17 protein-coding genes are annotated in these 19326 nt (G+C 70.5%); 14 read left to right on the forward strand and 3 right to left on the reverse strand.

The window, feature by feature from the left end:
- The first annotated feature begins 40 nt into the window (after positions 1–40).
- The 4 genes from OG828_RS40350 to OG828_RS40365 all read left to right on the forward strand — a co-directional run bounded on the left by OG828_RS40350 (position 41) and on the right by OG828_RS40365 (position 4641).
- On the forward strand, positions 41–1015 hold the full coding sequence (locus OG828_RS40350; protein ID WP_328368274.1) for a carbohydrate ABC transporter permease: 975 nt from the start codon (positions 41–43) through the stop codon (positions 1013–1015).
- A complete protein-coding gene (locus tag OG828_RS40355; RefSeq protein WP_328503941.1) occupies positions 999–1925 on the forward strand; it encodes a carbohydrate ABC transporter permease in 927 nt (308 codons plus the stop codon). The genes OG828_RS40350 and OG828_RS40355 overlap by 17 nt, the downstream gene beginning before the upstream one ends.
- 42 nt (positions 1926–1967) lie before the next feature.
- Positions 1968–3266 (forward strand): ABC transporter substrate-binding protein, encoded by a 1299-nt coding sequence (locus OG828_RS40360; RefSeq protein WP_328368277.1) that lies wholly within the window; start codon positions 1968–1970, stop codon positions 3264–3266.
- 325 nt (positions 3267–3591) lie between these two features.
- Complete coding sequence (locus tag OG828_RS40365; protein ID WP_328503942.1) at positions 3592–4641, forward strand: LacI family DNA-binding transcriptional regulator; 1050 nt, start codon at positions 3592–3594, stop codon at positions 4639–4641.
- Here the strand turns inward: OG828_RS40365 and OG828_RS40370 are convergent.
- Positions 4635–5834, reverse strand: a complete 1200-nt coding sequence (locus tag OG828_RS40370; RefSeq protein ID WP_328503943.1) for a glycoside hydrolase family 76 protein — start codon at positions 5832–5834, stop codon at positions 4635–4637. The two genes, OG828_RS40365 and OG828_RS40370, sit on opposite strands and share 7 nt — an antisense overlap.
- A 246-nt stretch (positions 5835–6080) precedes the next feature.
- Between OG828_RS40370 and OG828_RS40375 the strand changes: the two genes are divergently transcribed.
- The 8 genes from OG828_RS40375 (at position 6081) to OG828_RS40410 (ending at position 15163) form a co-directional block, all read left to right on the forward strand.
- Positions 6081–7547 (forward strand): GuaB1 family IMP dehydrogenase-related protein, encoded by a 1467-nt coding sequence (locus tag OG828_RS40375; RefSeq protein ID WP_210580279.1) that lies wholly within the window; start codon positions 6081–6083, stop codon positions 7545–7547.
- 203 nt (positions 7548–7750) lie between these two features.
- The gene (locus tag OG828_RS40380; protein ID WP_328503944.1) at positions 7751–8245 is read left to right on the forward strand and encodes a GNAT family N-acetyltransferase; all 495 of its coding nucleotides are present in this window, start codon (positions 7751–7753) and stop codon (positions 8243–8245) included.
- Between the two features lie 234 nt (positions 8246–8479).
- Positions 8480–9949 (forward strand): amino acid permease, encoded by a 1470-nt coding sequence (locus tag OG828_RS40385; protein WP_328441583.1) that lies wholly within the window; start codon positions 8480–8482, stop codon positions 9947–9949.
- A 10-nt stretch (positions 9950–9959) separates the two neighbouring features.
- Positions 9960–10412: an Lrp/AsnC family transcriptional regulator gene (locus OG828_RS40390; protein ID WP_062713983.1), complete on the forward strand. Its 453-nt coding sequence runs from the start codon at positions 9960–9962 to the stop codon at positions 10410–10412.
- 97 nt (positions 10413–10509) lie between these two features.
- The gene (locus OG828_RS40395; RefSeq protein ID WP_328505022.1) at positions 10510–11652 is read left to right on the forward strand and encodes an MFS transporter; all 1143 of its coding nucleotides are present in this window, start codon (positions 10510–10512) and stop codon (positions 11650–11652) included.
- A gap of 176 nt (positions 11653–11828) precedes the next feature.
- On the forward strand, positions 11829–14351 hold the full coding sequence (locus OG828_RS40400) for a sensor histidine kinase (protein WP_328503945.1): 2523 nt from the start codon (positions 11829–11831) through the stop codon (positions 14349–14351).
- Positions 14341–14778, forward strand: coding sequence for a roadblock/LC7 domain-containing protein (locus OG828_RS40405; RefSeq protein WP_328503946.1), 438 nt, complete (start codon positions 14341–14343; stop codon positions 14776–14778). The genes OG828_RS40400 and OG828_RS40405 overlap by 11 nt, the downstream gene beginning before the upstream one ends.
- Before the next feature lie 7 nt (positions 14779–14785).
- A complete protein-coding gene (locus OG828_RS40410) occupies positions 14786–15163 on the forward strand; it encodes a DUF742 domain-containing protein (protein ID WP_328503947.1) in 378 nt (125 codons plus the stop codon).
- On the opposite strand, the gene OG828_RS40415 is transcribed toward OG828_RS40410, so the two are convergent.
- Positions 15160–15699 (reverse strand): hypothetical protein, encoded by a 540-nt coding sequence (locus OG828_RS40415; RefSeq protein ID WP_328503948.1) that lies wholly within the window; start codon positions 15697–15699, stop codon positions 15160–15162. The genes OG828_RS40410 and OG828_RS40415 overlap by 4 nt on opposite strands.
- 298 nt (positions 15700–15997) lie before the next feature.
- Here OG828_RS40415 and OG828_RS40420 point away from each other — a divergent pair, with 298 nt between their 5' ends.
- Both OG828_RS40420 and OG828_RS40425 read left to right on the forward strand, forming a co-directional pair.
- Positions 15998–16786 carry a carbon-nitrogen hydrolase family protein gene (locus tag OG828_RS40420; RefSeq protein ID WP_328503949.1) on the forward strand — a complete coding sequence of 263 codons (789 nt, stop codon included), beginning with the start codon at positions 15998–16000 and terminating at the stop codon, positions 16784–16786.
- Between the two features lie 49 nt (positions 16787–16835).
- Complete coding sequence (locus OG828_RS40425) at positions 16836–18548, forward strand: flavin monoamine oxidase family protein (RefSeq protein ID WP_328503950.1); 1713 nt, start codon at positions 16836–16838, stop codon at positions 18546–18548.
- 6 nt (positions 18549–18554) lie between these two features.
- On the opposite strand, the gene OG828_RS40430 is transcribed toward OG828_RS40425, so the two are convergent.
- Positions 18555–19241 (reverse strand): DUF5995 family protein, encoded by a 687-nt coding sequence (locus OG828_RS40430; RefSeq protein WP_328368315.1) that lies wholly within the window; start codon positions 19239–19241, stop codon positions 18555–18557.
- Between the last annotated feature and the right edge of the window lie 85 nt (positions 19242–19326).

The following is a 19326-nucleotide window of genomic DNA, read 5'->3' on the forward strand; positions in this document are numbered from 1 at the left end:
CGTCAACTCCTCGGAGAAGATGAGGAGAAGGTGAGCGCGTGTGACAGCCATCCCGGACCGGCAGCCGCACCCACCCCCACGTCCGTCACCGCGCAGCCCGTGGCGCCGGCGAGGGAAACTCGGGTCGGACACCCGGGCCGCCTACGCGTTCATGGCGCCGGCTCTCATCGGCTTCACGGTCTTCGTCGTCTACCCGCTGATCCGGTCGGCCTACTTCGCGCTGACGCGGTACAACGGCCTGACCGCCCCGACCTTCGTCGGCCTCGACAACTTCCGCCGGATGTTCACCACGGACCCGTCGTTCTGGCCGTCGGTGCGGGCCACCCTGCTGCTGGTCGTCCTGTACGTACCGCTGTCACTGGCCATCGGGCTGGCGCTGGCGGTGTTCTGCAACCGGCGTATCCGGGGCGTCCGCCTCCTGCGCACCCTGGTCTACCTTCCGGTGGTGCTGCCGGTGGTCGCCACGATCACGCTGTGGAAGTTCGTCTTCAACCCGCAGGTCGGCCTGGCCAACCAGGTGCTGACGTGGCTTCATCTCCCGACCAGCGAGTGGCTGTCCGGTACGGGCTCGGCGATCCCGTCGATCGTGATCGTCATGCTGTGGAGTGTCGGCTCCACAATGATCATCTTCCTTGCCGCGCTCCAGGCGGTGCCCACCGAGCTCTATGAGGCGGCCCGCCTCGACGGCGCCGGGCCCGGGACCGTGTTCTTCCGGATCACTCTGCCGCTGATCAGCCCGATCATGGTGCTGCAGGTCGTGCTGCAGATGGTGACCGCCCTGCAGACCTTCAACCAGCCGAAGATCCTCTCGCCGGACGGCCTCGGCGGGCCCGGCTTCAGCACCAGGGTCCTGATGCTGTCGATCTACAACAACGGCTTCCCCACGCTCGGCCGGGTCGCCGACTTCGGCTACGCCTCCGCCCAGGTCTGGGTGCTCTTCCTGGCCATCGTCGTCGTGATCGCCGCCACCGCCCGCTTCTCGTCGATTTGGACCTACAGTGACCACGACTCCTGATGTCGCGACGGCGTCGGAGCCGGCGCCGTCCCCGCGCCCGACCCCCGCCGCCGACGCACCCCGGCCGCCCCGGAAGGTCGTACGGACCGCGTCCTGGTACGCCATCGCGCTGCTGATCTCGTCGGTGATGGTCCTGCCCATCCTGTGGATGCTCACCATCGCGCTGAAGGGCCAGTCGGCGGTCTTCCAGGTCCCGCCCCGGCTGCTGCCCGACGAGTTCCACTTCGAGAACTTCATCGAGGGGCCGAAGGCGATCCACTTCCCCCGCCTGCTGTTCAACTCCCTTGTCATCACCGGCCTGTCGGTGCTCGGCGGCGTCATGACCTCGATGATGGCGGGATACGCCCTGGCCCGGCTCCGCTTCCCGGGCCGCAGGCTCTGGTTCTACGCCTTCGTCGGCAGCATGATGCTCCCCCCGGTGGTGGGCATCATCCCGCTGTTCCAGCTCTTCAAGGATATCGGCTGGTACGACACCTGGCTGCCGCTGATCGTGCCGGCCTTCCTCGGCGGCAATCCGCTCTTCATCTTCCTCGCCCGCCAGTACTTCCTGTCCGTGCCCCACTCCATCGACGAGGCCGCCAAGGTGGACGGCGCCGGGCACATCCGGATCTTCTTCAGCGTCATGCTGCCCATCACCCGGCCGGCCTGGATCACCATGGCCATCCTGGCCTTCCAGTTCTCGTGGAACGACTACCTGAATCCGCTCATCTACCTGTACTCGTCCGAGAAGTGGCCGCTGAGCGTCGGTATGGCCTCCTTCGTCGGCCAGTTCGCCGGCCAGACCCCCAACTGGAACCTCTACATGGCCGCGAACCTGCTCTACATGCTCCCCCCACTGGCCGTGTTCTTCGTGGCCCAGCGCTACTTCATCCAAGGCCTGAGCGCACTGGGCACCGTCAACCAGCGCTGACCCCACCGAGGTCCGCCGACCCGAACCACGTACCCGGAGGCCATGTTGAAACGAACAGCGCACATCGCCGGAGCCCTGCTGGTGGCAGGCGGACTGCTGGCCACGGCCGCCTGCGGCGGCTCCTCGGGAAGCGAGTCCGGGGGGAAGACCACGGTCACCGTGATGACCTGGGAGTCGAACGCGACCAACAAGCTCATCGACAAAGCCCTGGCCGGCTTCAAGGACCCCGACATCACGGTCAAGCGCATCGACACCCCCAACGGCAACTACGGGGACAAGCTCGCCTCCCTCACCCAGGCCCAGAAGCTGCCCGATCTGTTCTGGTGCGGCAACGACACCGAACTGCAGTACACCGGCCAGGGCCTGCTCACCGACTGGTCGTCCAAGCTGTCAGGCTCCGGTGATTTCACGGCCGGCAGCTTCGACGCCACCGCGATGAAGAACTGGAAGACAGCCGACGGAAAGATCGGCGGCGTCCCCTCCCTGATGAACACCTACGGCATCTGGTACGACATCGACGCCTTCAAGGCGGCCGGAGTACCCTTGCCGGCCGCCGGCTGGACCTGGGACGACATGTACGCGGCCGCCGACAAGCTGCACAAGCAGGGCGCCAAGTACGGCCTGGTCGCCGACGCCATGACGGCTCTGGACGCGCCCTTCAGCCTCAGCCTCTACTCCATGTCCGCCGGTGGCGCGCCCTTCACCGACAGCGTCCACCAGCCCACGAAGGTGACCGCCGACGCGACCTTCACCGAGGGCGTCGGCAAACTCGCCGCCGGTATCAAGAGCGGTGCCGTGGCGCCTCCCGGCTACGACACCTCCAGCCAGCAGTCCCTTTTCGCCTCGGGAGAGATCCCGATGCTGTGGAGCGGTCAGTGGCTGGCCGCCGGGTTCCTCACCGACAAGCCGAAGATCAAGTACGGCTTCGCGCCCCTGCCCCAGGTCGACAAGGCGGCCACCCTCTACGACGCGGTGGGCATCTGCACCCCGTCGTACACCAAGAACGCGGACGCCACCTTCAAAGTCCTCTCGTACCTCAACTCCACCGTGTGGACCAAGGTGCTCCCGGACTCGCCCGTGGCCGTGCCCGCCTACACCGGCGCCCAGGACGCGTACTTCGACGCCCTGGACAAGGCCGGGCTGACGACCGTGGCGTCCACCGTCAAGACGGACCTGGAGGCCCCGTTGACCATGGGCGTGCGCTTCACCACCCCGTGGGCCAGCCAGGCCGGCGACGTGATCACGGCGTACTGGCCGGACATCGTCCAGGGCAAGAAGCCGCTGTCCGAACTGCAGACCATGACCGACAAGATCAATGATGTGATCAAGAACAACGGCTAGTGCCCCGGCAGGCAACGTTTGCCCGTCAAGGAGCGGCGTCCGGTGCGTGCTCTCGGCGTGCCGGCCGGAAGGCCCCGTCGATGGACCGGATGTACTTGGGCTTTCGGCCGGTGCGGCGAGTGGGGGTCGCCCCGGCCGAAGGCTGGGGGAGCGTGCCGGGCGTCGCGACGGGGCGAACGTTGCCTGTTGGGGCACTGGCGCCCTGCCCGTGCGGACGCAAAGCCCCGGTCGTCCCTGCTGACCGGGGCATGCGCCCGGGCCCGGAAACGTATCCTGAGGGCCGTTCCCCGGCCGCCCCGGCGATGAAAGTTGGTCTCCGCCCCACGTGAGCAGTCGTTCCACGCAGCGCCAGAACACCAGGCCGACGATGCGCGATGTCGCGGAGCGGGCCGGAGTCGCCGTCGTCACCGTGTCGCGCGTCGTCAACGGCATCGGAACGGTCCGTGAGGAGACGGCCGAGCGGGTCAACGCGGCCATCAACGCCATCGGGTACCAGCGCAACGAGATCGCGCGGTCGCTCCGCCCCGGCCAGACCTCCATGACCGTCGGACTGCTGCTCGGTGACCTGACCAACCCCTTCTACGCGTCCCTGGCCAAGGCGGCCGTCGATGTGGCGAACCGGGCCGGATACGCCGTGCTGCTCAGCACCGCCGACGAGGATCCCGAGGTCGAGCGCCGCGCGGTGGGCGAGCTCATCGGACGGCGGGTCGCCGGGCTCATCATCGTGCCGGACCAGGGCGACCACGCCTTTCTCGACGAGGTCAACGCCCACGACCAGGTGCCCATCGTCTTCGTCGACCGGCCCGCCACCGGCGCCGAGGCCGACGTCGTCGTGGTCGACAACGAAGGCGGGGGAGCGGCGGCGACCCAGCACCTCATCGACCACGGCCACCGCCGGATCGCGATCCTTGTCGCGCCCTCGTACTACACGACCGGGCGCCGGCTGCGCGGCTACCGCAAGGCCCTGCGGCGCAGCGGCATCCCCGTCGACGAAGACCTGGTCGTCACCTTGCGGCGCGGCACCACGGACGACGCCTCCGCCGCCACCCACGCCCTGCTGACGTCGGCGCGACCGCCGACGGCGATCTTCTCGACCACGGGCTTCCTCACCGAGGGTGTCCTGCGGGCGAGCCAGCGACTTCGGGCGCCCGTCGCGGTGGTGGGGTTCGACGACTTCAAGCTGGCCGACATGCTCCCGACCCCGGTCACCGTGGTGACCTCCGACACCGAGGAACTCGGCCGCCACGCCGCCCATCTGCTCATCGACCGCATCAACGGCGTGAGTACCCCCTACCGCAGGACCGTGCTGCCGGTGCGGCTCATCGCCCGCGGCACGGGGGAGCTGGGCCCCCCGCCCCGGTCGCAGCCTCAGTAGAGCGTCGGCCAGAGGGCGCGGGGCCACGCGAGCACTGCGTAGAGCTGCGCGAAGGCCGCCTGCTGGATCGCCTCCGTGCCGCCGGACGAGTTGAAGTGCACGAGCCCGGTTGCGGGATCGCGCATGGTGGACCACACCTGGTCGGCGTAGTCGGCCATCGCGCGGTGGTATCTGCCGTCCCCGGACACCGACTCCAGGAGCAGCAGGTTCTTGAAGAAGATCGAGTTGAAGAACACCGGCTGACTGAACAGCCGTCCCTGTGTGACGTAGTAGGCGTAAGCGGCCTCGGCGATCCGCTCGGCCCGGCGCAGGTAGACGCGGTCGCGGGTCGCCCGGTGGAGCAGGACGTTGACGCCGATCGGTACGCCCTGGTTGTACGACCAGATCGTCTTCTCGATCGTGCCCTTGAGGTCGAGGTGGTCCCAGTACAGTCCGCCGGGGCTCAGCAGATGGGTGTTCGTCCAGTCGTAGAACCGCCGCGCCCAGTCCAGGTAGCCGCGCTCGCCGGTGATCAGGTGGAGGCGTAGGGCGAGTTGGGCGCCGGGCATGTTGGAGACGGTGTTGCGGTCGTGGCTCCAGGTCGCCTGGGTCCAGAAGACGCCACCGGGTGCGGCGTGGGAGGCGTCGGTGTCCCAGCCGGACCTGACGAGCGCGAAGATCTCCTTCGCGCGGGCCAGCGCGGCGGTGTCGCCGGTCTGCAGGTGGCGCTGGATCTTTGCCAGGCCGACCCATTCGTTGTCGTCGTAGAAGATGTCGCCGCCCGAGCCGTACGGGGCGCGGGGGTAGGAGTCGTATCCGGGCAGCCCGGTCGTGCCTCCGCCGGCGTTCCAGTAGTGCTCCTGGGCCTTCGCGCGGACGGTCAGTTCCGACTCGTACGCCGGGTCCACCGCCGCGAGATCCAGGGCGGCGATGTGCACCTGGGAGAAGGGCCATTCGTAGGAGTACGGGTGGTCGCCCGGGGCCGCCGGATACTGCTCACGGACCAGTCCGGAGCCGTCCTTCGTGTCGAAGTGTCTCTCCAGGGCGGCATAGGCGGCTCTGGCGCGGGACAGCGCACGGGACCGGTGCTCGGCGTCGTCCGCCGCCTTGTCGCCGTCGGCGGCGGCCGCGCTCGCGGTGGGTCCGGCCGCCATCGCGGCCACGGCCGTCAGGCCGGAGCCGACCAGCGCCCGGCGGGAGGGATACCTGCGCATGGAAACGTCTCCATTCGATGCCGGGGCTGAGTGATGGAAACGTTGCCATGAGGCTGTGGGGTCGTCAACGGTCCGAACAGCACCAAGGCGTCGTCTGTGCGTTCGGGTAAGCTCTCGGGGTAAGGCAGGTTCCACTGCCTGACACCGGAGCCCCCGTACCTCATGGAGGATCACACGAACGCGGGGGCGTTTTGCTGTGTCCTTGTGGGAGTGACCTGCGCCGTTTCGCGTGAAAATGTGAGACTTATGCGTTTCCTTGAGCCCGGTACGGGACGGCCCGTGGAGTCAGCTCCGGTTCCCTACGACCTGACGTACGACGACGTTTTCATGGTGCCGAACCGCAGCGCGGTCGGTTCGCGGCAGGATGTGGACCTCAGCTCCCCGGACGGCACCGGCACCACGATCCCGCTGGTCGTCGCCAACATGACCGCGATCGCGGGTCGCCGGATGGCCGAGACGATGGCCCGGCGCGGCGGCCTCGTGGTCATCCCGCAGGACATCCCGATCGACGTGGTCACCGAGGTCGTCTCCTGGGTGAAGAGCCGCCATCTCGTCCTCGACACCCCGATCGTGCTGGCCCCGCACCAGACCGTCGCCGACGCGCTGGCCCTGCTGCAGAAGCGGGCGCACAACGCCGGTGTCGTCGTGGACGAGGAACAGCGGCCGGTCGGTGTGGTCACCGACGCGGACCTGTCCGGAGTGGACCGCTTCACGCAGCTCGAGATCGTCATGTCCCGGGACCTGCTGCTGCTCGACGCCGACATGGACCCGCGCGAGGCCTTCAACACCCTCGACCACCACAACCGGCGGTACGCCCCCGCGGTCGACAGCGACGGCCGGCTCGCCGGCATCCTCACCCGCAAGGGCGCGCTGCGCGCCACGCTCTACACGCCGGCCGTCGACGCGCAGGGCAGGCTGCGGATCGCCGCCGCCGTCGGGATCAACGGCGATGTCGCGGGCAAGGCCAAGCAGCTGCTCGACGCGGGCGTCGACACGCTGGTCATCGACACGGCGCACGGCCATCAGGAGTCGATGATCAGCGCGCTCAGGCTGGTCCGCGCCCTCGACCCGCAGGTCCCGATCGTCGCGGGGAACGTCGTGTCCGCGGACGGTGTGAGGGACCTCGTGGAGGCCGGCGCCGACATCGTCAAGGTCGGTGTCGGACCGGGTGCGATGTGCACCACCCGCATGATGACCGGGGTCGGCCGGCCGCAGTTCTCCGCGGTCCTGGAGTGCGCGGCCGAGGCGAAGAAGCACGGCAAGCACGTCTGGGCCGACGGCGGTGTCCGGCACCCTCGCGATGTCGCCATGGCGCTGGCCGCCGGTGCGTCCAACGTGATGGTCGGGTCCTGGTTCGCGGGCACGTACGAGTCGCCGGGCGACCTCCAGCAGGATGCCGACGGCCGGCTCTACAAGGAGTCGTTCGGCATGGCGTCCGCGCGGGCCGTGGCCAACCGGACGTCCGACGAATCGGCGTACGACCGGGCCCGCAAGGCGCTGTTCGAGGAGGGCATCTCCACCTCCCGCATGTTCCTCGACCCGGCCCGCCCGGGCGTCGAGGACCTGATCGACTCGATCATCGCGGGGGTGCGGTCGTCCTGCACGTACGCGGGCGCCGCCTCCCTGGAGGAGTTCGCCGAGAAGGCCGTCCTCGGCATCCAGAGCGCGGCGGGCTACGCGGAGGGCAAGCCGCTGCACGCCAGCTGGAACTGAGCCAAGTCCCTTCCGCACGGCCCCCGTTGTCCCGCACCGTCGGGAAAATCGGGGGCCGAGCGCATGCCCGGGCCCTTACCGCCGGAGGCATGGCGATCACCGTCTGCCGGCCCGCCGACGTGGCGCTCTGCGATCAGCACCTCCGCTCGCCCGGCGGGAGAAAATCGGGGGCCGTTCGCGTGCGCGCGTCCTACCGTCGGGGCATGGAGATCGCCGCCTGCAGGGCCGAGGACCTCGAAGTGCTGGAGCGCTTCATGCCGTCGAACAGCGTCGACGGCCACCATGGGGCCCGCTTCGCCAGGCAGGAGGCGGGCGGCAGCACCTATCTGATCCCGTGGCTGGACGGCAGGCCCGTGGGCCACGCGGAGGTGCGCTGGACCGGGTGCGAGGCGCCGGAGGTGAGGGCCGCCCTGCCGGGATGCCCGGAGATCAACGGCCTCTTGGTGTGGCCTGAGCCGCTTCGCTCACAGGGCATCGGAACCACGCTGGTACGCACCGCCGAGCGGCTGGCACGGGAGCGTGGCCTCGGGGTCATCGGGCTCGGCGTCGACGACGGCAATCCGCGTGCGGCGGCGCTCTACGCCCGGCTCGGATACCGGCCCACGGTGGCATACGTCGACCGCTGGGCCTACGTGGACGCCGACGGCGTACGGCGGGAGCAGGCCGACGCCTGCGTGTTCCTCGCGAAAGCCCTCTGAGCGCCCCGTACGCAACGGTCGAAAGTCGCCGTGCAACGAACGCTCACCCATCCACGATCGACGCAATGATCTTGCGGGCATGCGCAAGGTTGCTGCATTACAACGGCAACGAACTTCCTCGTAGGCTGTCGCCTCGTACGTGGCGTGGCAGGGACCCCGCTCGGTGGGTCCCTGCCCGAAGGGGTGCCGCCGGTCCCTGTCGCCCCTGACCGGCAGCGATGAAGGAGCCAGCGCGTGCTCGACCAAGGCGCACCCCCGCACGACCGCAGTCAGAACGTCCCCCCTTCCCCGGGCGTCGGCGCGCGCCTGTTGCGTCGCAAGCCCGTGGAACACCTGGTCGCGGAGGGCGGCCAGGGTGAGGGAGGGTCGCTGCGCCGCTCCCTCGGACTGTGGCAGCTGACCATGATCAGCATCGGTGCCACGCTCGGCACCGGCATCTTCGTCGTGCTCGGCGACGCCGTCCCCGAGGCGGGCCCCGCGGTCACCCTCGCCTTCGTCATCGCCGGTCTCACGGCCCTGTTCTCGGCGCTGTCGTACGCGGAACTCGCCGGCAGCATCCCGGTCGCGGGCTCCTCGTACTCGTATGCGTACGCAACGATGGGCGAACTCGTGGCCTGGGTCTGCGGCTGGTGCCTGGTGCTGGAGTACGGCGTGTCCGTGGCCGCCGTCGCGGTCGGCTGGGGCGAGTACCTCAACGAACTGCTCGACGGGACGATAGGGGTCACCATCCCGGCGACGCTGTCGTCCGCGCCCGGCGAGGGCGGGATCATCAACCTGCCCGCGCTGATCGTGGTCCTGCTGGCGATGGTGTTCCTGCTGGGTGGCGTCCGGGAGTCTGCCCGCGCCAACACGATCATGGTCGCGGTGAAGATCGCCGCGCTCGTGCTGTTCTGCGCGGTCGGCTTCATGGGCTTCAAGTCCGGCAACTACGAGGACTTCATGCCGCTCGGCATGGCGGGCGTGAGTGCGGCGGGCGCCACGCTCTTCTTCTCGTACATCGGCTTCGACGCCGCCTCCACCGCCGGTGAGGAGGCGAAGAATCCCAAGAAGGACCTGCCGCGGGCGATCATGCTCTCGCTGATCATCGTCACCGCGCTGTACGTGCTCGTCGCGGCCGTCGCCGTCGGCGCCTGGAACTGGACCAAGTTCGAGGGCTCCGAGGCCTCCCTTGCCGCGATCATGAACGACGTCAGCGGCCAGAGTTACTGGGGCACCCTGCTGGCGCTCGGCGCCGTGATCTCCATCGCGAGCGTGGTCCTCACCGTGCTCTACGGCCAGACCCGCATCCTCTTCGCCATGTCCCGCGACGGCCTGGTGCCCAAGGCGCTCGGCAAGGTCCACGCCAAGACCGGCGCGCCCCGCCTCAACACGGTGATCGTGTCGCTGTTCTGCGGTGCGCTCGCCGCTCTGATCCCGCTGGGCAAGCTCGTCGATGCCACCAGCATCGGCACGCTGTTCGCCTTCGCGCTGGTCAACATCGCGGTGATCGTGCTGCGGTACAAGCGACCCGAGCTGGAGCGGACGTTCAAGGTCCCCTTCGGGCCGGTCCTGCCGGTCCTGGGCTTCGGCTTCTGCGCGTACAACATGTTCAGCCTGGACTCCGTGACCTGGGTCGTCTTCGGGTGCTGGATGGCCGCCGGTCTCGTGTTCTACTTCGTGTACGGCTATCGCCGGTCCCGCCTTGCAACACCAGAAGTGAAGTGACCTTCCCGCAGTGCTGAACGATCTCGACGAACGCATCGTGCACGCCCTCGCCGAGGACGCCCGCCGCTCCTACGCCGACATCGGGCAACTGGTCGGCCTGTCCGCGCCCGCCGTGAAGCGGCGCGTGGACCGGCTGCGCGCCACCGGCGCCATCACCGGATTCACCGTCCGGGTGGACCCGTCGGCGCTCGGCTGGGAGACCGAGGGGTTCGTCGAGATCTACTGCCGGCACAACACCTCGCCGGAGACCATCCGGCGGGGCCTGGAGCGCTATCAGGAGGTCGTGGCCGCGTCGACCGTCACCGGTGACGCGGACGCGGTCGTCCAGGTCTTCGCCTCCGACATGCGTCACTTCGAGCGGGTGCTGGAGCGGATCGCGGGCGAGCCGTTCGTGGAGCGCACGAAGTCGGTGCTGGTGCTGTCGCCGCTGCTGCGCCGGTTCTCGTCGGGATCGCCCACGTAACTCCGGCATAATTCCGGGCACGCATGTGCTCGGCCGGTCTACCATCGGTGTCATGACCTGGCGACATTGATCCTCACCAGAGCCTGGCGTCCGACGGCTGACCGCGACGCTGTACGGCTACTCGTTCCTGGACGAATTCGTCCTGCTGTACCCGGTGTACGCGCTGCTGTTCAGCGACACCGGGCTGTCGGTCTGGCAGATCTCCCCCCTCTTCGCCCTGTGGTCGATCACCGGCGTCCTGCTGGAGGTCCCCTCCGGTGCCTGGGCCGACGCCGTCTCCCGCCGGCTGCTGCTGTGGCTCGGCCCGCTGCTGACCGCCGCCGGCTTCGCGCTGTGGGTGATCGTCCCGTCGTACTGGGCCTTCGCGGCCGGCTTCGTCCTGTGGGGCGCCGGTGGAGCGCTGGGCTCCGGTGCGCTGGAGGCCCTGGTCCACGACGAGCTGGACCGGCTCGGCGCGGCCGACCGGTACGCCCGAGTCATGGGCCGTGCGCGGGCGTCGGGACTGATCGCCGTCATGGCGGCGATGGGGCTCGCCGGGCCGGTGTTCGCTTGGGGCGGTTACCCGGCCGTCGGGACGGCGAGCGTCCTGGCCTGTCTGCTCGCCGCGGCGACCGCCAGCCGGTTCCCGGAGCACCGGACGCCCCCGGAGGACGACGACAACTGGACCGCGACCCTGCGGGCGGGACTCGCCGAAGCACGCGCCGACCGGTCGGTGGTCGGGGCGCTGCTGCTCGTTCCGGCCGTCACCGCGGTGTGGGGCGCGCTCGACGAGTACACGGCGCTCCTGGTGCGGGACTTCGGCGTGCCGGACGAGAGCGTTCCGTACCTGCTTCTGCTGATCTGGGCGGGTGCCACGGCCGGGAGCCTGCTGGCCGGTCCCGCCGAACGCCTCGGCACGGCAGGGTTCGCGGGACTCCTCGCGGGCGCCGCGCTCGCCCTCGCCGTCGGTGCCACCGCGTCGTCCGTGGCCGGGATCGGCCTCGTGGCCCTCGCCTTCGGCGGCTTCCAGCTGGCGACCGTGCTCGCCGACGCCCGCCTCCAGGACCGTATCGACGACAGCCGCCGGGCCACCCTGACCTCGCTCGCCGGTCTCGGCACCGAGCTGGCCACGGTCGCCACGTACGGCGCGTACGCGACGATCGGTGCGACGGCCGCGCACAGCACCGCCTTCGCCGTGTTCGCGGTGCCGTACCTGGTGACAGCGGCCCTGCTGGCGGCCGGGAGAGCGGCGAGGCGGTGAGGTGAGGGGGCACGCCGGGCGACCACGCGGTGAGGTGACGGGTCGCGCCGGGCGGCCACGCGGCGGGCGTTCCTGTTACTCCCGGCAACCGTTGCGTTCCCTGTGCGGCATCCCGTAAGTTGCAGGCGCCCGCGTGCTACCGGCGGGTAACACCTGCGGGTAACCCTGAGGAGACCATGCGCCGGCTCATCGGCCGTCCCACCACGGTCCGCGCCCGCATCGTGGCGCTCGCGCTCGCCCCGGTGGTCGCACTGATGGCGCTGTGGAGCTTCGCCATGGTGTTGGTCACCGGTGAACTGCGCGCTCTCGCCCGGGTCGAGGGGGTGTACGACGACTTCGGCACCCCCGTCGACACGGCGATCGGGCAGATCCAGATCGAACGACGGCTCGCCGCCGCCTACTTGGGCGCCGGCCACCGCACACCGGCCGCCCTGGACCTCATGGAACAGCAGCGCCGCACCGATCGCGCGGTGACCGCGCTGCGCGAGGCGGTCCGGGGCGGGGACCGCGACCGGCTCTCCGACCGGCAGCGGCGGGCCCTCGACACCATGCTCGGCACCGTGGACGGACTCGACGGGCTGCGCGAGCGCGTGCTGACCCGCGAGATCTCCTGGGACCGAGCCGTCACCGAGTACGGCGCCCTCGTGGAGCCCGGGTTCGACGTCCAGTCCACGCTCACCGCGCTGCAGGCCGGGCAGCTGGCGCGGGAGGCGCAGGTCGTCATCGAGCTAGTCCGGGTACGGGAGTTCGTCTCCCGCGAGGACGCCCTCGTCGCCGGTGCGCGGGCGGCCGGCACCCTCACCGACCGGCAGTACGACACGCTCACGGCGACGATCGAGGACCGGCGGGTCTTCCAGCGGACGTATGTGCCGGATCTGCCGTCGGACTCGCGGGCGCTCTTCGAGGAGTTCCGGCGCGGGGAGGCGCACCGGGCGCTGACCGACGGTGAGGACGCCCTGCTGCGGGCCGGCGCCGACGGGGCGGGGCAGGCCGTCGCGGCCGACTCATGGCGGACGACGACCGACCGTGCGGTCAAGCGGTACATGGAGTTGTGCTCCGAGGCGGCGCGGAACTCCGCCGAGCGCGGGCGGGCGTTCGCCTACCGTGAGCTGGCCAAGGCCGCGGTGGTGGGTGTCGTGGGGCTGGCGGCCGTAGGGCTGTTGCTGTGGTTCGCGGTGCGCGGGGCGCGTCGTATCTCGCGTCGGCTGGAGGATCTGCGGGACGCGGCCGATCTGCTCACGGCGCGTCAACTCCCGGACGTCATGGAGCGGTTGAGCGCGGGCGACGAGGTGGACGCGCTCGCCGAGGCGCCGCCACTGTCCGACGGGGAGGCGGGCGCCGACGAGATCGGTCAGGTCGGCCGGTCCTTCAACGCCGCCCGGCACGCCGCGATCGAGGCGGCCGTGCGGCAAGCCACCCTTCGCCGGGGCCAGTTCTCGGTGCTGCTCACCATCGCCCGGCGCAACCAGGCGTTGGTGCACCGCCAGCTGAAACTCGTCGACACGCTGGAGCGGCGGACGAACGACCCGGACATCCTCGACCAGTTGTTCCGCATCGACCATCTCACCACCCGGATGCGGCGCCACGCGGAGGGCCTGATCATCCTCTCCGGCGCGACGCCCGGCCGCAGATGGCGGCGTCCGGTGCCGATCGCCGACGTCGTCTCCTCCGCGGTGGGCGAGATCGAGGACTATGCGCGCGTGGAGGTGCCGCCGATGCCGCGGGTCGGCGTCTCGGCCGACGCGGTCGCCGATGTCGTCCATCTCATCGCCGAACTCGTCGAGAACGCCACGGTGTTCTCGCCGCCGCGCACCCGGGTGACCATGCGCACCGGGCAGGCCCGCGGCGGCTTCGTCCTGGAGATCGACGACCGGGGTCTCGGCCTCGACCCCGACCAGCTCGAGGAGGCCCGGCGCACGCTCACCGACCCGGACCACTTCGACCCGACCCGGCACGACCGGCTGGGCCTGTACGTCGTGGGCCGGCTCGCGGCGCGGCACGGCATCGAGGTCACGCTGTGCGGGTCGCCGTACGGCGGGACGACGGCGGTGGTGCTGCTGCCGGAGGGGGTGTTGGCGGAGGTGTACGGGCGGACGCCGGAGGGGGTGCTCGCCGAGGTCGACGGGCGGACGCCGGAGGCGTCGGAGAGCGGGAGGTCGAGGGCGTCCGCGGTGCGGGATGCGGGGCCGTCGGGGGCGCCGGCGTCGCGGAAGGGGCGGGGGGAGTCGGGGAGCGGGAGGTCAGGGGCGTCCGAGGTGTGGAGTGCGGGGCTGTCCGGGGCGGCGGCGTCGCGGAAGGGGCGGGAGGAGCCCGGGAGCGGGGCGGACGTGCTCGCCCTGCCCACCCGCGACCGGGCCACGTCCGCGCTGCCCACCCGCGACCAGGCCGCGCCCGCGCTGCCCACCCGCGACCAGGCCGCGCCCGCGCTGCCCACCCGCGACCAAGCCGCGCCCGCCCTCCCCACCCGCGACCAGGCCGCGCCCGCTCTGCCCACCCGCGTCCGTCAGGCCTCGCTCGCCGAGGGCCTGCGCGACGACGGGCCGGCTGCGGACGCGCCGGGTACCGACGTCACGCCCGACGAGATGCGAGCGATCTTCGGTGCCTTCCAGCGCGGCACCGACCGCGGCCGCAAGGGCCTGCCCGCCGACACCACGCAGCGAACCGACACCGAGGGGACGGACGCCGACAATGGGCCCTGACCAGAACTCCGTTCCAGAACGTGCCGGCACCGACCTCGGCTGGCTCCTCGACGACCTCGTCGCCCGGACCGATCACGTCCGCCAGGCCGTACTCCTCACCGCAGACGGCCTCCCGCTGAGCATGTCGGAGGGCATGGCGGCCAGGGACATCGAGCACCTCGCCGCCGTCTGCTCCGGCTTCCACGGGCTCGCCCGCTCCGCGGGGGAGCGGTTCGACGCGGGGCAGGTGCGGCAGACGATGGTGATGCTCGACGACGCCTACCTCTTCATCACCCCGGCCGGCGACGGCACCCGGCTCGCCGTGCTGAGCGGGACACAGACCGACGTCGGACAGCTCGCCCACGAGATGGCCCTGCTCGTCCGCCGCATCGGCCGGCATCTGGCCACCGGCGCACGGTCGGCCGCCGCCGACCCGGCAGACCCCTGATCCGCCCGTGACCGACGACGAGCACTGGTATGAGGACGAGACCGGGGCGATGGTGCGCCCCTACACCGTCACCCACGGACGCACCCGGCCCGCGGACCACATCGACATGTTGGCGCAGGTCACGGCCCTGCAGCCGGACGGCGGACCGCCGGGCGTGGACCACGCGCGAGCCTCCCTGCTCGCCCTGGCACACCGCGGCCCCCGCCCGGTCGTCGAGCTCGCCGCGGACGCCGACCTGCCGCTGACCGTCGTACGCGTACTGCTCGGGGATCTGGCCGAGGCCGGACTCGTCCGCATCGACGAACCGCGGCGGACGGGGCCGGACGGTCCCGCCGCCGACCCCGAGCTGCTGCGGGTGATCGTCGCGCGGCTGCGCGAGATCTAGAAACCTGGCTGCCAGGGCACGACCCTGAAGTCGCCCGTGCCCTTCTTCACCCGCTCGAACGGCGCCGAGCTCACGCACTTGGGCAGGTCCTTCGTCCCCAGGTCCTCACTTGCCGCCCAGCTGTAGCCGAGCCGGTCGATTCCGCCGGTGTCGTGGACGGTGATGCCCACCCGGATGCCTTTCACCCCGTCGAGGTCCGTGTCCGTGACGACCCCGGACACCACGGCCACCTTGCCGCCGGTGACCAGGCAGTCGACCTTCGCCTTCGCCCAGCCGCCTTCGCCGTCCAGTGAGTAGTGGCTCCACTCGAAGGTGCCGCTCGCCTTCATCGGGTCGTCGTTGTCCTTTGCCGCCAGATGCGCGTCGAAGGTGAAGGTGATGTCGTCCCCGGCGACGCGGTAGAGCTTCGCGGCGCCGGTGAGCGCGGCGGCCTCGCGCCGCTTGTCCGTGTCATCCCCGGCAGTGGCCGATCCCGCCGCCCCGGCGGTGAGCAGCAGCGCGGCGCCGAGCACGGCGGTCTTCGTACGGCGGTTCATGGCGGTCCTTTCCGCAGGTCAACCGGACGCCCACCACTCTCGCCGGGCGGCGTCCGCGCCACATCGCGCCAGGGGCGGCACCCTGCCTCCGCCGTCCGGCGGGGACGCCGCGGTGATCTGCGCCTCAGGGGGTACCGGACCTCCGCCCGAGGTCGCGCAACGAATCGACGCCGGAGCCGGAACGGACGCAACAATCCGCTCACCGACGCGCAACGGCTCCTCCTTGTCCGCCCGAGCCGGCCGCCCGTACCGTCTACGTGGCCCCCACAACCACCCTTCCGTCCGGTGAGGATCACGCATGCGCACCGCCCTGCTCCAGAGCTCCGGCCGCCCCGGCTCCGTCGTCGAGAACCTCAAGGTCCTCGACGAGGCCGCGGGTCGGGCGGCGGACGCCGGTGCCGGACTGCTGGTCGCGCCGGAGATGTTCCTGACCGGGTACGCCATCGGCGACGACATCGCCCGCCTCGCCGAAACCGCGGACGGCGACTGGGCCGACGCCGTCGCCGAGACCGCCACCCGGCACGGCCTCGCGATCGCCTACGGCTACCCCGAGCGCTCCGGCGAGACCGTCTTCAACTCCGCCCAGCTGATCTCCGCCGACGGCACCCGGCTCGCGAACTACCGCAAGACCCACCTCTTCGGCTGCTTCGAGCGCGACCACTTCACCCCGGGCGAGCAGCCGGTCGTCCAGGCCGAACTGAACGGCCTCCGCGTCGGCCTCATGATCTGCTACGACGTCGAGTTCCCGGAGAACGTCCGCGCCCACGCCCTCGCCGGCACCGACCTCCTCCTGGTGCCGACCGCGCAGATGCACCCGTTCCAGTTCGTCGCCGAGTCCGTGGTCCCGGTGCGGGCCTTCGAGAACCAGATGTACGTCGCGTACGTCAACCGGGTCGGCCAGGAAGGCGAGTTCGAGTTCGTCGGGCTCTCCACGCTGGCCGGCCCCGACGGCATCGCCCGCACCCGCGCCGGCCGCGGCGAGGAGCTGCTCCTGGCGGACGTCGATCCGGCCTTCCTCGCCGCCTCCCGCGAGGCCAACCCGTATCTGAAGGACCGCCGCCCCGGTCTCTACGGGTCCCTGATCTGAAATCCCCTGATCTTCCCCCTGATTTTCCCCTGCAAGGAGTCCGTACCCCATGACGTCCACGGTGCCCAACGCCGTCCAGCACGCCGACGCGCAGCAGCCGCCGATCACCATGTTCGGTCCGGACTTCCCGTACGCGTACGACGACTTCCTCGCCCACCCGGCGGGCCTCGGCCAGATACCCGCGACCGAGCACGGCACCGAGGTCGCGGTGATCGGCGGCGGGCTGTCCGGCATCGTGGCCGCCCACGAGCTGATGAAGATGGGCCTGAAGCCCGTGGTCTACGAGGCCGACCAGATCGGTGGGCGCCTGCGGACCGTCGGTTTCGACGGCTGCGACCCTTCCCTCACCGCCGAGATGGGCGCGATGCGCTTCCCGCCGTCCTCCACGGCGCTCCAGCACTACATCGACCTGGTGGGTCTGGAGACCCGGCCCTTCCCCAACCCCCTTGCGGAGGCGACCCCTTCGACGGTCGTCGACCTCAAGGGTGAGTCGCACTACGCCGAGACGGTCGACGACCTGCCGCAGGTCTACCGGGATGTCGCCGCGGCTTGGAACAGGTGCCTGGAGGAGGGCGCCGACTTCTCCGACATGAACCGGGCCCTGCGCGAGCGCGACGTGCCGCGCATCCGGGAGATCTGGGCGAAGCTCGTCGAGAAGCTCGACAACCAGACCTTCTACGGCTTCCTCTGCGACTCCGAGGCCTTCAGGTCCTTCCGGCACCGAGAGATCTTCGGCCAGGTCGGCTTCGGCACCGGCGGCTGGGACACCGACTTCCCCAACTCGATCCTGGAGATCCTGCGGGTCGTCTACACCGAGGCCGACGACCACCACCGCGGCATCGTGGGCGGCTCCCAGCAGCTGCCGCTCAGGCTCTGGGAGCGCGAGCCGGAGAAGATCGTGCACTGGGCGTACGGCACCTCACTGAAGTCCCTGCACGAGGGCGGTGAACCGCGCCCCGCCGTGACCCGCCTGCACCGCACGGCAGGTAACCACATCACGGTCACCGACGCGAACGGCGACATCCGTACCTTCAAGGCGGCCGTCTTCACCGCCCAGTCCTGGATGCTGCTGTCGAAGATCGCCTGCGACGACTCGCTCTTCCCGATCGACCACTGGACGGCGATCGAGCGTACCCACTACATGGAGAGCTCCAAGCTCTTCGTCCCCGTCGACCGGCCCTTCTGGCTCGACAAGGCCGTCGACGACAGGGGAAATCCGACCGGCCGGGACGTCATGTCGATGACCCTCACCGACCGCATGACGCGCGGGACTTACCTCCTCGACGACGGCCCCGACAAGCCCGCGGTGATCTGTCTGTCGTACACCTGGTGTGACGACAGCCTGAAGTGGCTGCCGCTGTCCGCGAACGAGCGGATGGAGGTCATGCTGAAGTCGCTGGGCGAGATCTATCCGAAGGTGGACATCAGGAAGCACATCATCGGCAATCCGGTGACGGTGTCCTGGGAGAATGAGCCCTACTTCATGGGCGCGTTCAAGGCCAACCTGCCCGGTCACTACCGCTACCAGCGGCGCCTGTTCACGCACTTCATGCAGGACCGGCTGCCCGAGGACAAGCGGGGCATCTTCCTGGCCGGCGACGACATCTCCTGGACGGCGGGCTGGGCCGAGGGCGCGATCCAGACCGCGCTGAACGCGGTGTGGGGCGTCATGCACCACTTCGGCGGGGCGACCGACGCGACCAACCCCGGCCCGGGCGACGTGTACGACGAGATCGCGCCGGTGGAGCTTCCGGAGGACTGACCCGGGTCAGTCAGGGAGCGGGGTGAGCAGCATCCGTCCCGCGAACCCCACCACCGCGTCCAGTCGCTCGGTGAACTCCTCGGCGACATCGGGGAGTTCACGCAGCGCCCACAGTGCCCGGGCCGTCGACCAGGTGGCGTCCCTGGCCCGCTCCAGGCTCCAGGAGCCGAGCAGATGGGTGAGCGGGTCGGCGATCTGGAGGAGGTCGGGGCCCGGCATCAGATCTTCGCGGATGCGTTCCTCCAGCGAGACGAGGAGATCACCCACGCGGTCGAACTCGTCCTCCAGCTCGGCGGGTTCGCAGCCGAGCGTACGACAGGCGTCCACGACCGCGAGCGCCAGATCGTGACCGATGTGCGCGTTGATGCCCGCCAGCGCGAACTGCAGCGGACGTACCCCGGGATGGCGGCGGTACTGGAACAGGGGCCGCCAGCAGGCCGGCGGGCGCCGTTCGCCGGCGACGGCGTCCACGGCCGCCAAGTACCGCTCCGCGAACCGCACATCCAGCGTGATCGCGGCCCGCGCGTCGGCGAACCGGCCCGCGTCGATACGCCGGTCGACGGCCTCCGTGACGGTGAGGTAGACGCGGTTGAACACGGCGAGCCCGTCCCGCTCGGGCAGGGCCGCGTCGAGGGCGCGCATGCGGGAGACGACCGTGTCGACGGGTGTGGTGATCTGTTCCGATTGCGCCATGCACGCAGGGTCCCAGCCCTAGGCTGGCCGGGGTACCGGCGGGCCCGACGCTTCCCCGGAATGGGGTAACGCGCCCGTCGCGCCG

The sequence above is a fragment of the Streptomyces sp. NBC_00457 genome (assembly GCF_036014015.1).
In the GTDB taxonomy this organism is placed as follows: Bacteria; Actinomycetota; Actinomycetes; order Streptomycetales; family Streptomycetaceae; genus Streptomyces.

Coding starts and splice junctions, on each gene's coding strand:
- OG828_RS40360 (WP_328368277.1), top strand. CDS start 1,968: ATGTTGAAACGAACAGCGCACATCGCCGGAGCCCTGCTGGTGGCAGGC.
- OG828_RS40370 (WP_328503943.1), bottom strand. CDS start 5,834: ATGCGCAGGTATCCCTCCCGCCGGGCGCTGGTCGGCTCCGGCCTGACG.
- OG828_RS40375 (WP_210580279.1), top strand. CDS start 6,081: ATGCGTTTCCTTGAGCCCGGTACGGGACGGCCCGTGGAGTCAGCTCCG.
- OG828_RS40380 (WP_328503944.1), top strand. CDS start 7,751: ATGGAGATCGCCGCCTGCAGGGCCGAGGACCTCGAAGTGCTGGAGCGC.
- OG828_RS40400 (WP_328503945.1), top strand. CDS start 11,829: ATGCGCCGGCTCATCGGCCGTCCCACCACGGTCCGCGCCCGCATCGTG.
- OG828_RS40405 (WP_328503946.1), top strand. CDS start 14,341: ATGGGCCCTGACCAGAACTCCGTTCCAGAACGTGCCGGCACCGACCTC.
- OG828_RS40415 (WP_328503948.1), bottom strand. CDS start 15,699: ATGAACCGCCGTACGAAGACCGCCGTGCTCGGCGCCGCGCTGCTGCTC.
- OG828_RS40420 (WP_328503949.1), top strand. CDS start 15,998: ATGCGCACCGCCCTGCTCCAGAGCTCCGGCCGCCCCGGCTCCGTCGTC.
- OG828_RS40425 (WP_328503950.1), top strand. CDS start 16,836: ATGACGTCCACGGTGCCCAACGCCGTCCAGCACGCCGACGCGCAGCAG.
- OG828_RS40430 (WP_328368315.1), bottom strand. CDS start 19,241: ATGGCGCAATCGGAACAGATCACCACACCCGTCGACACGGTCGTCTCC.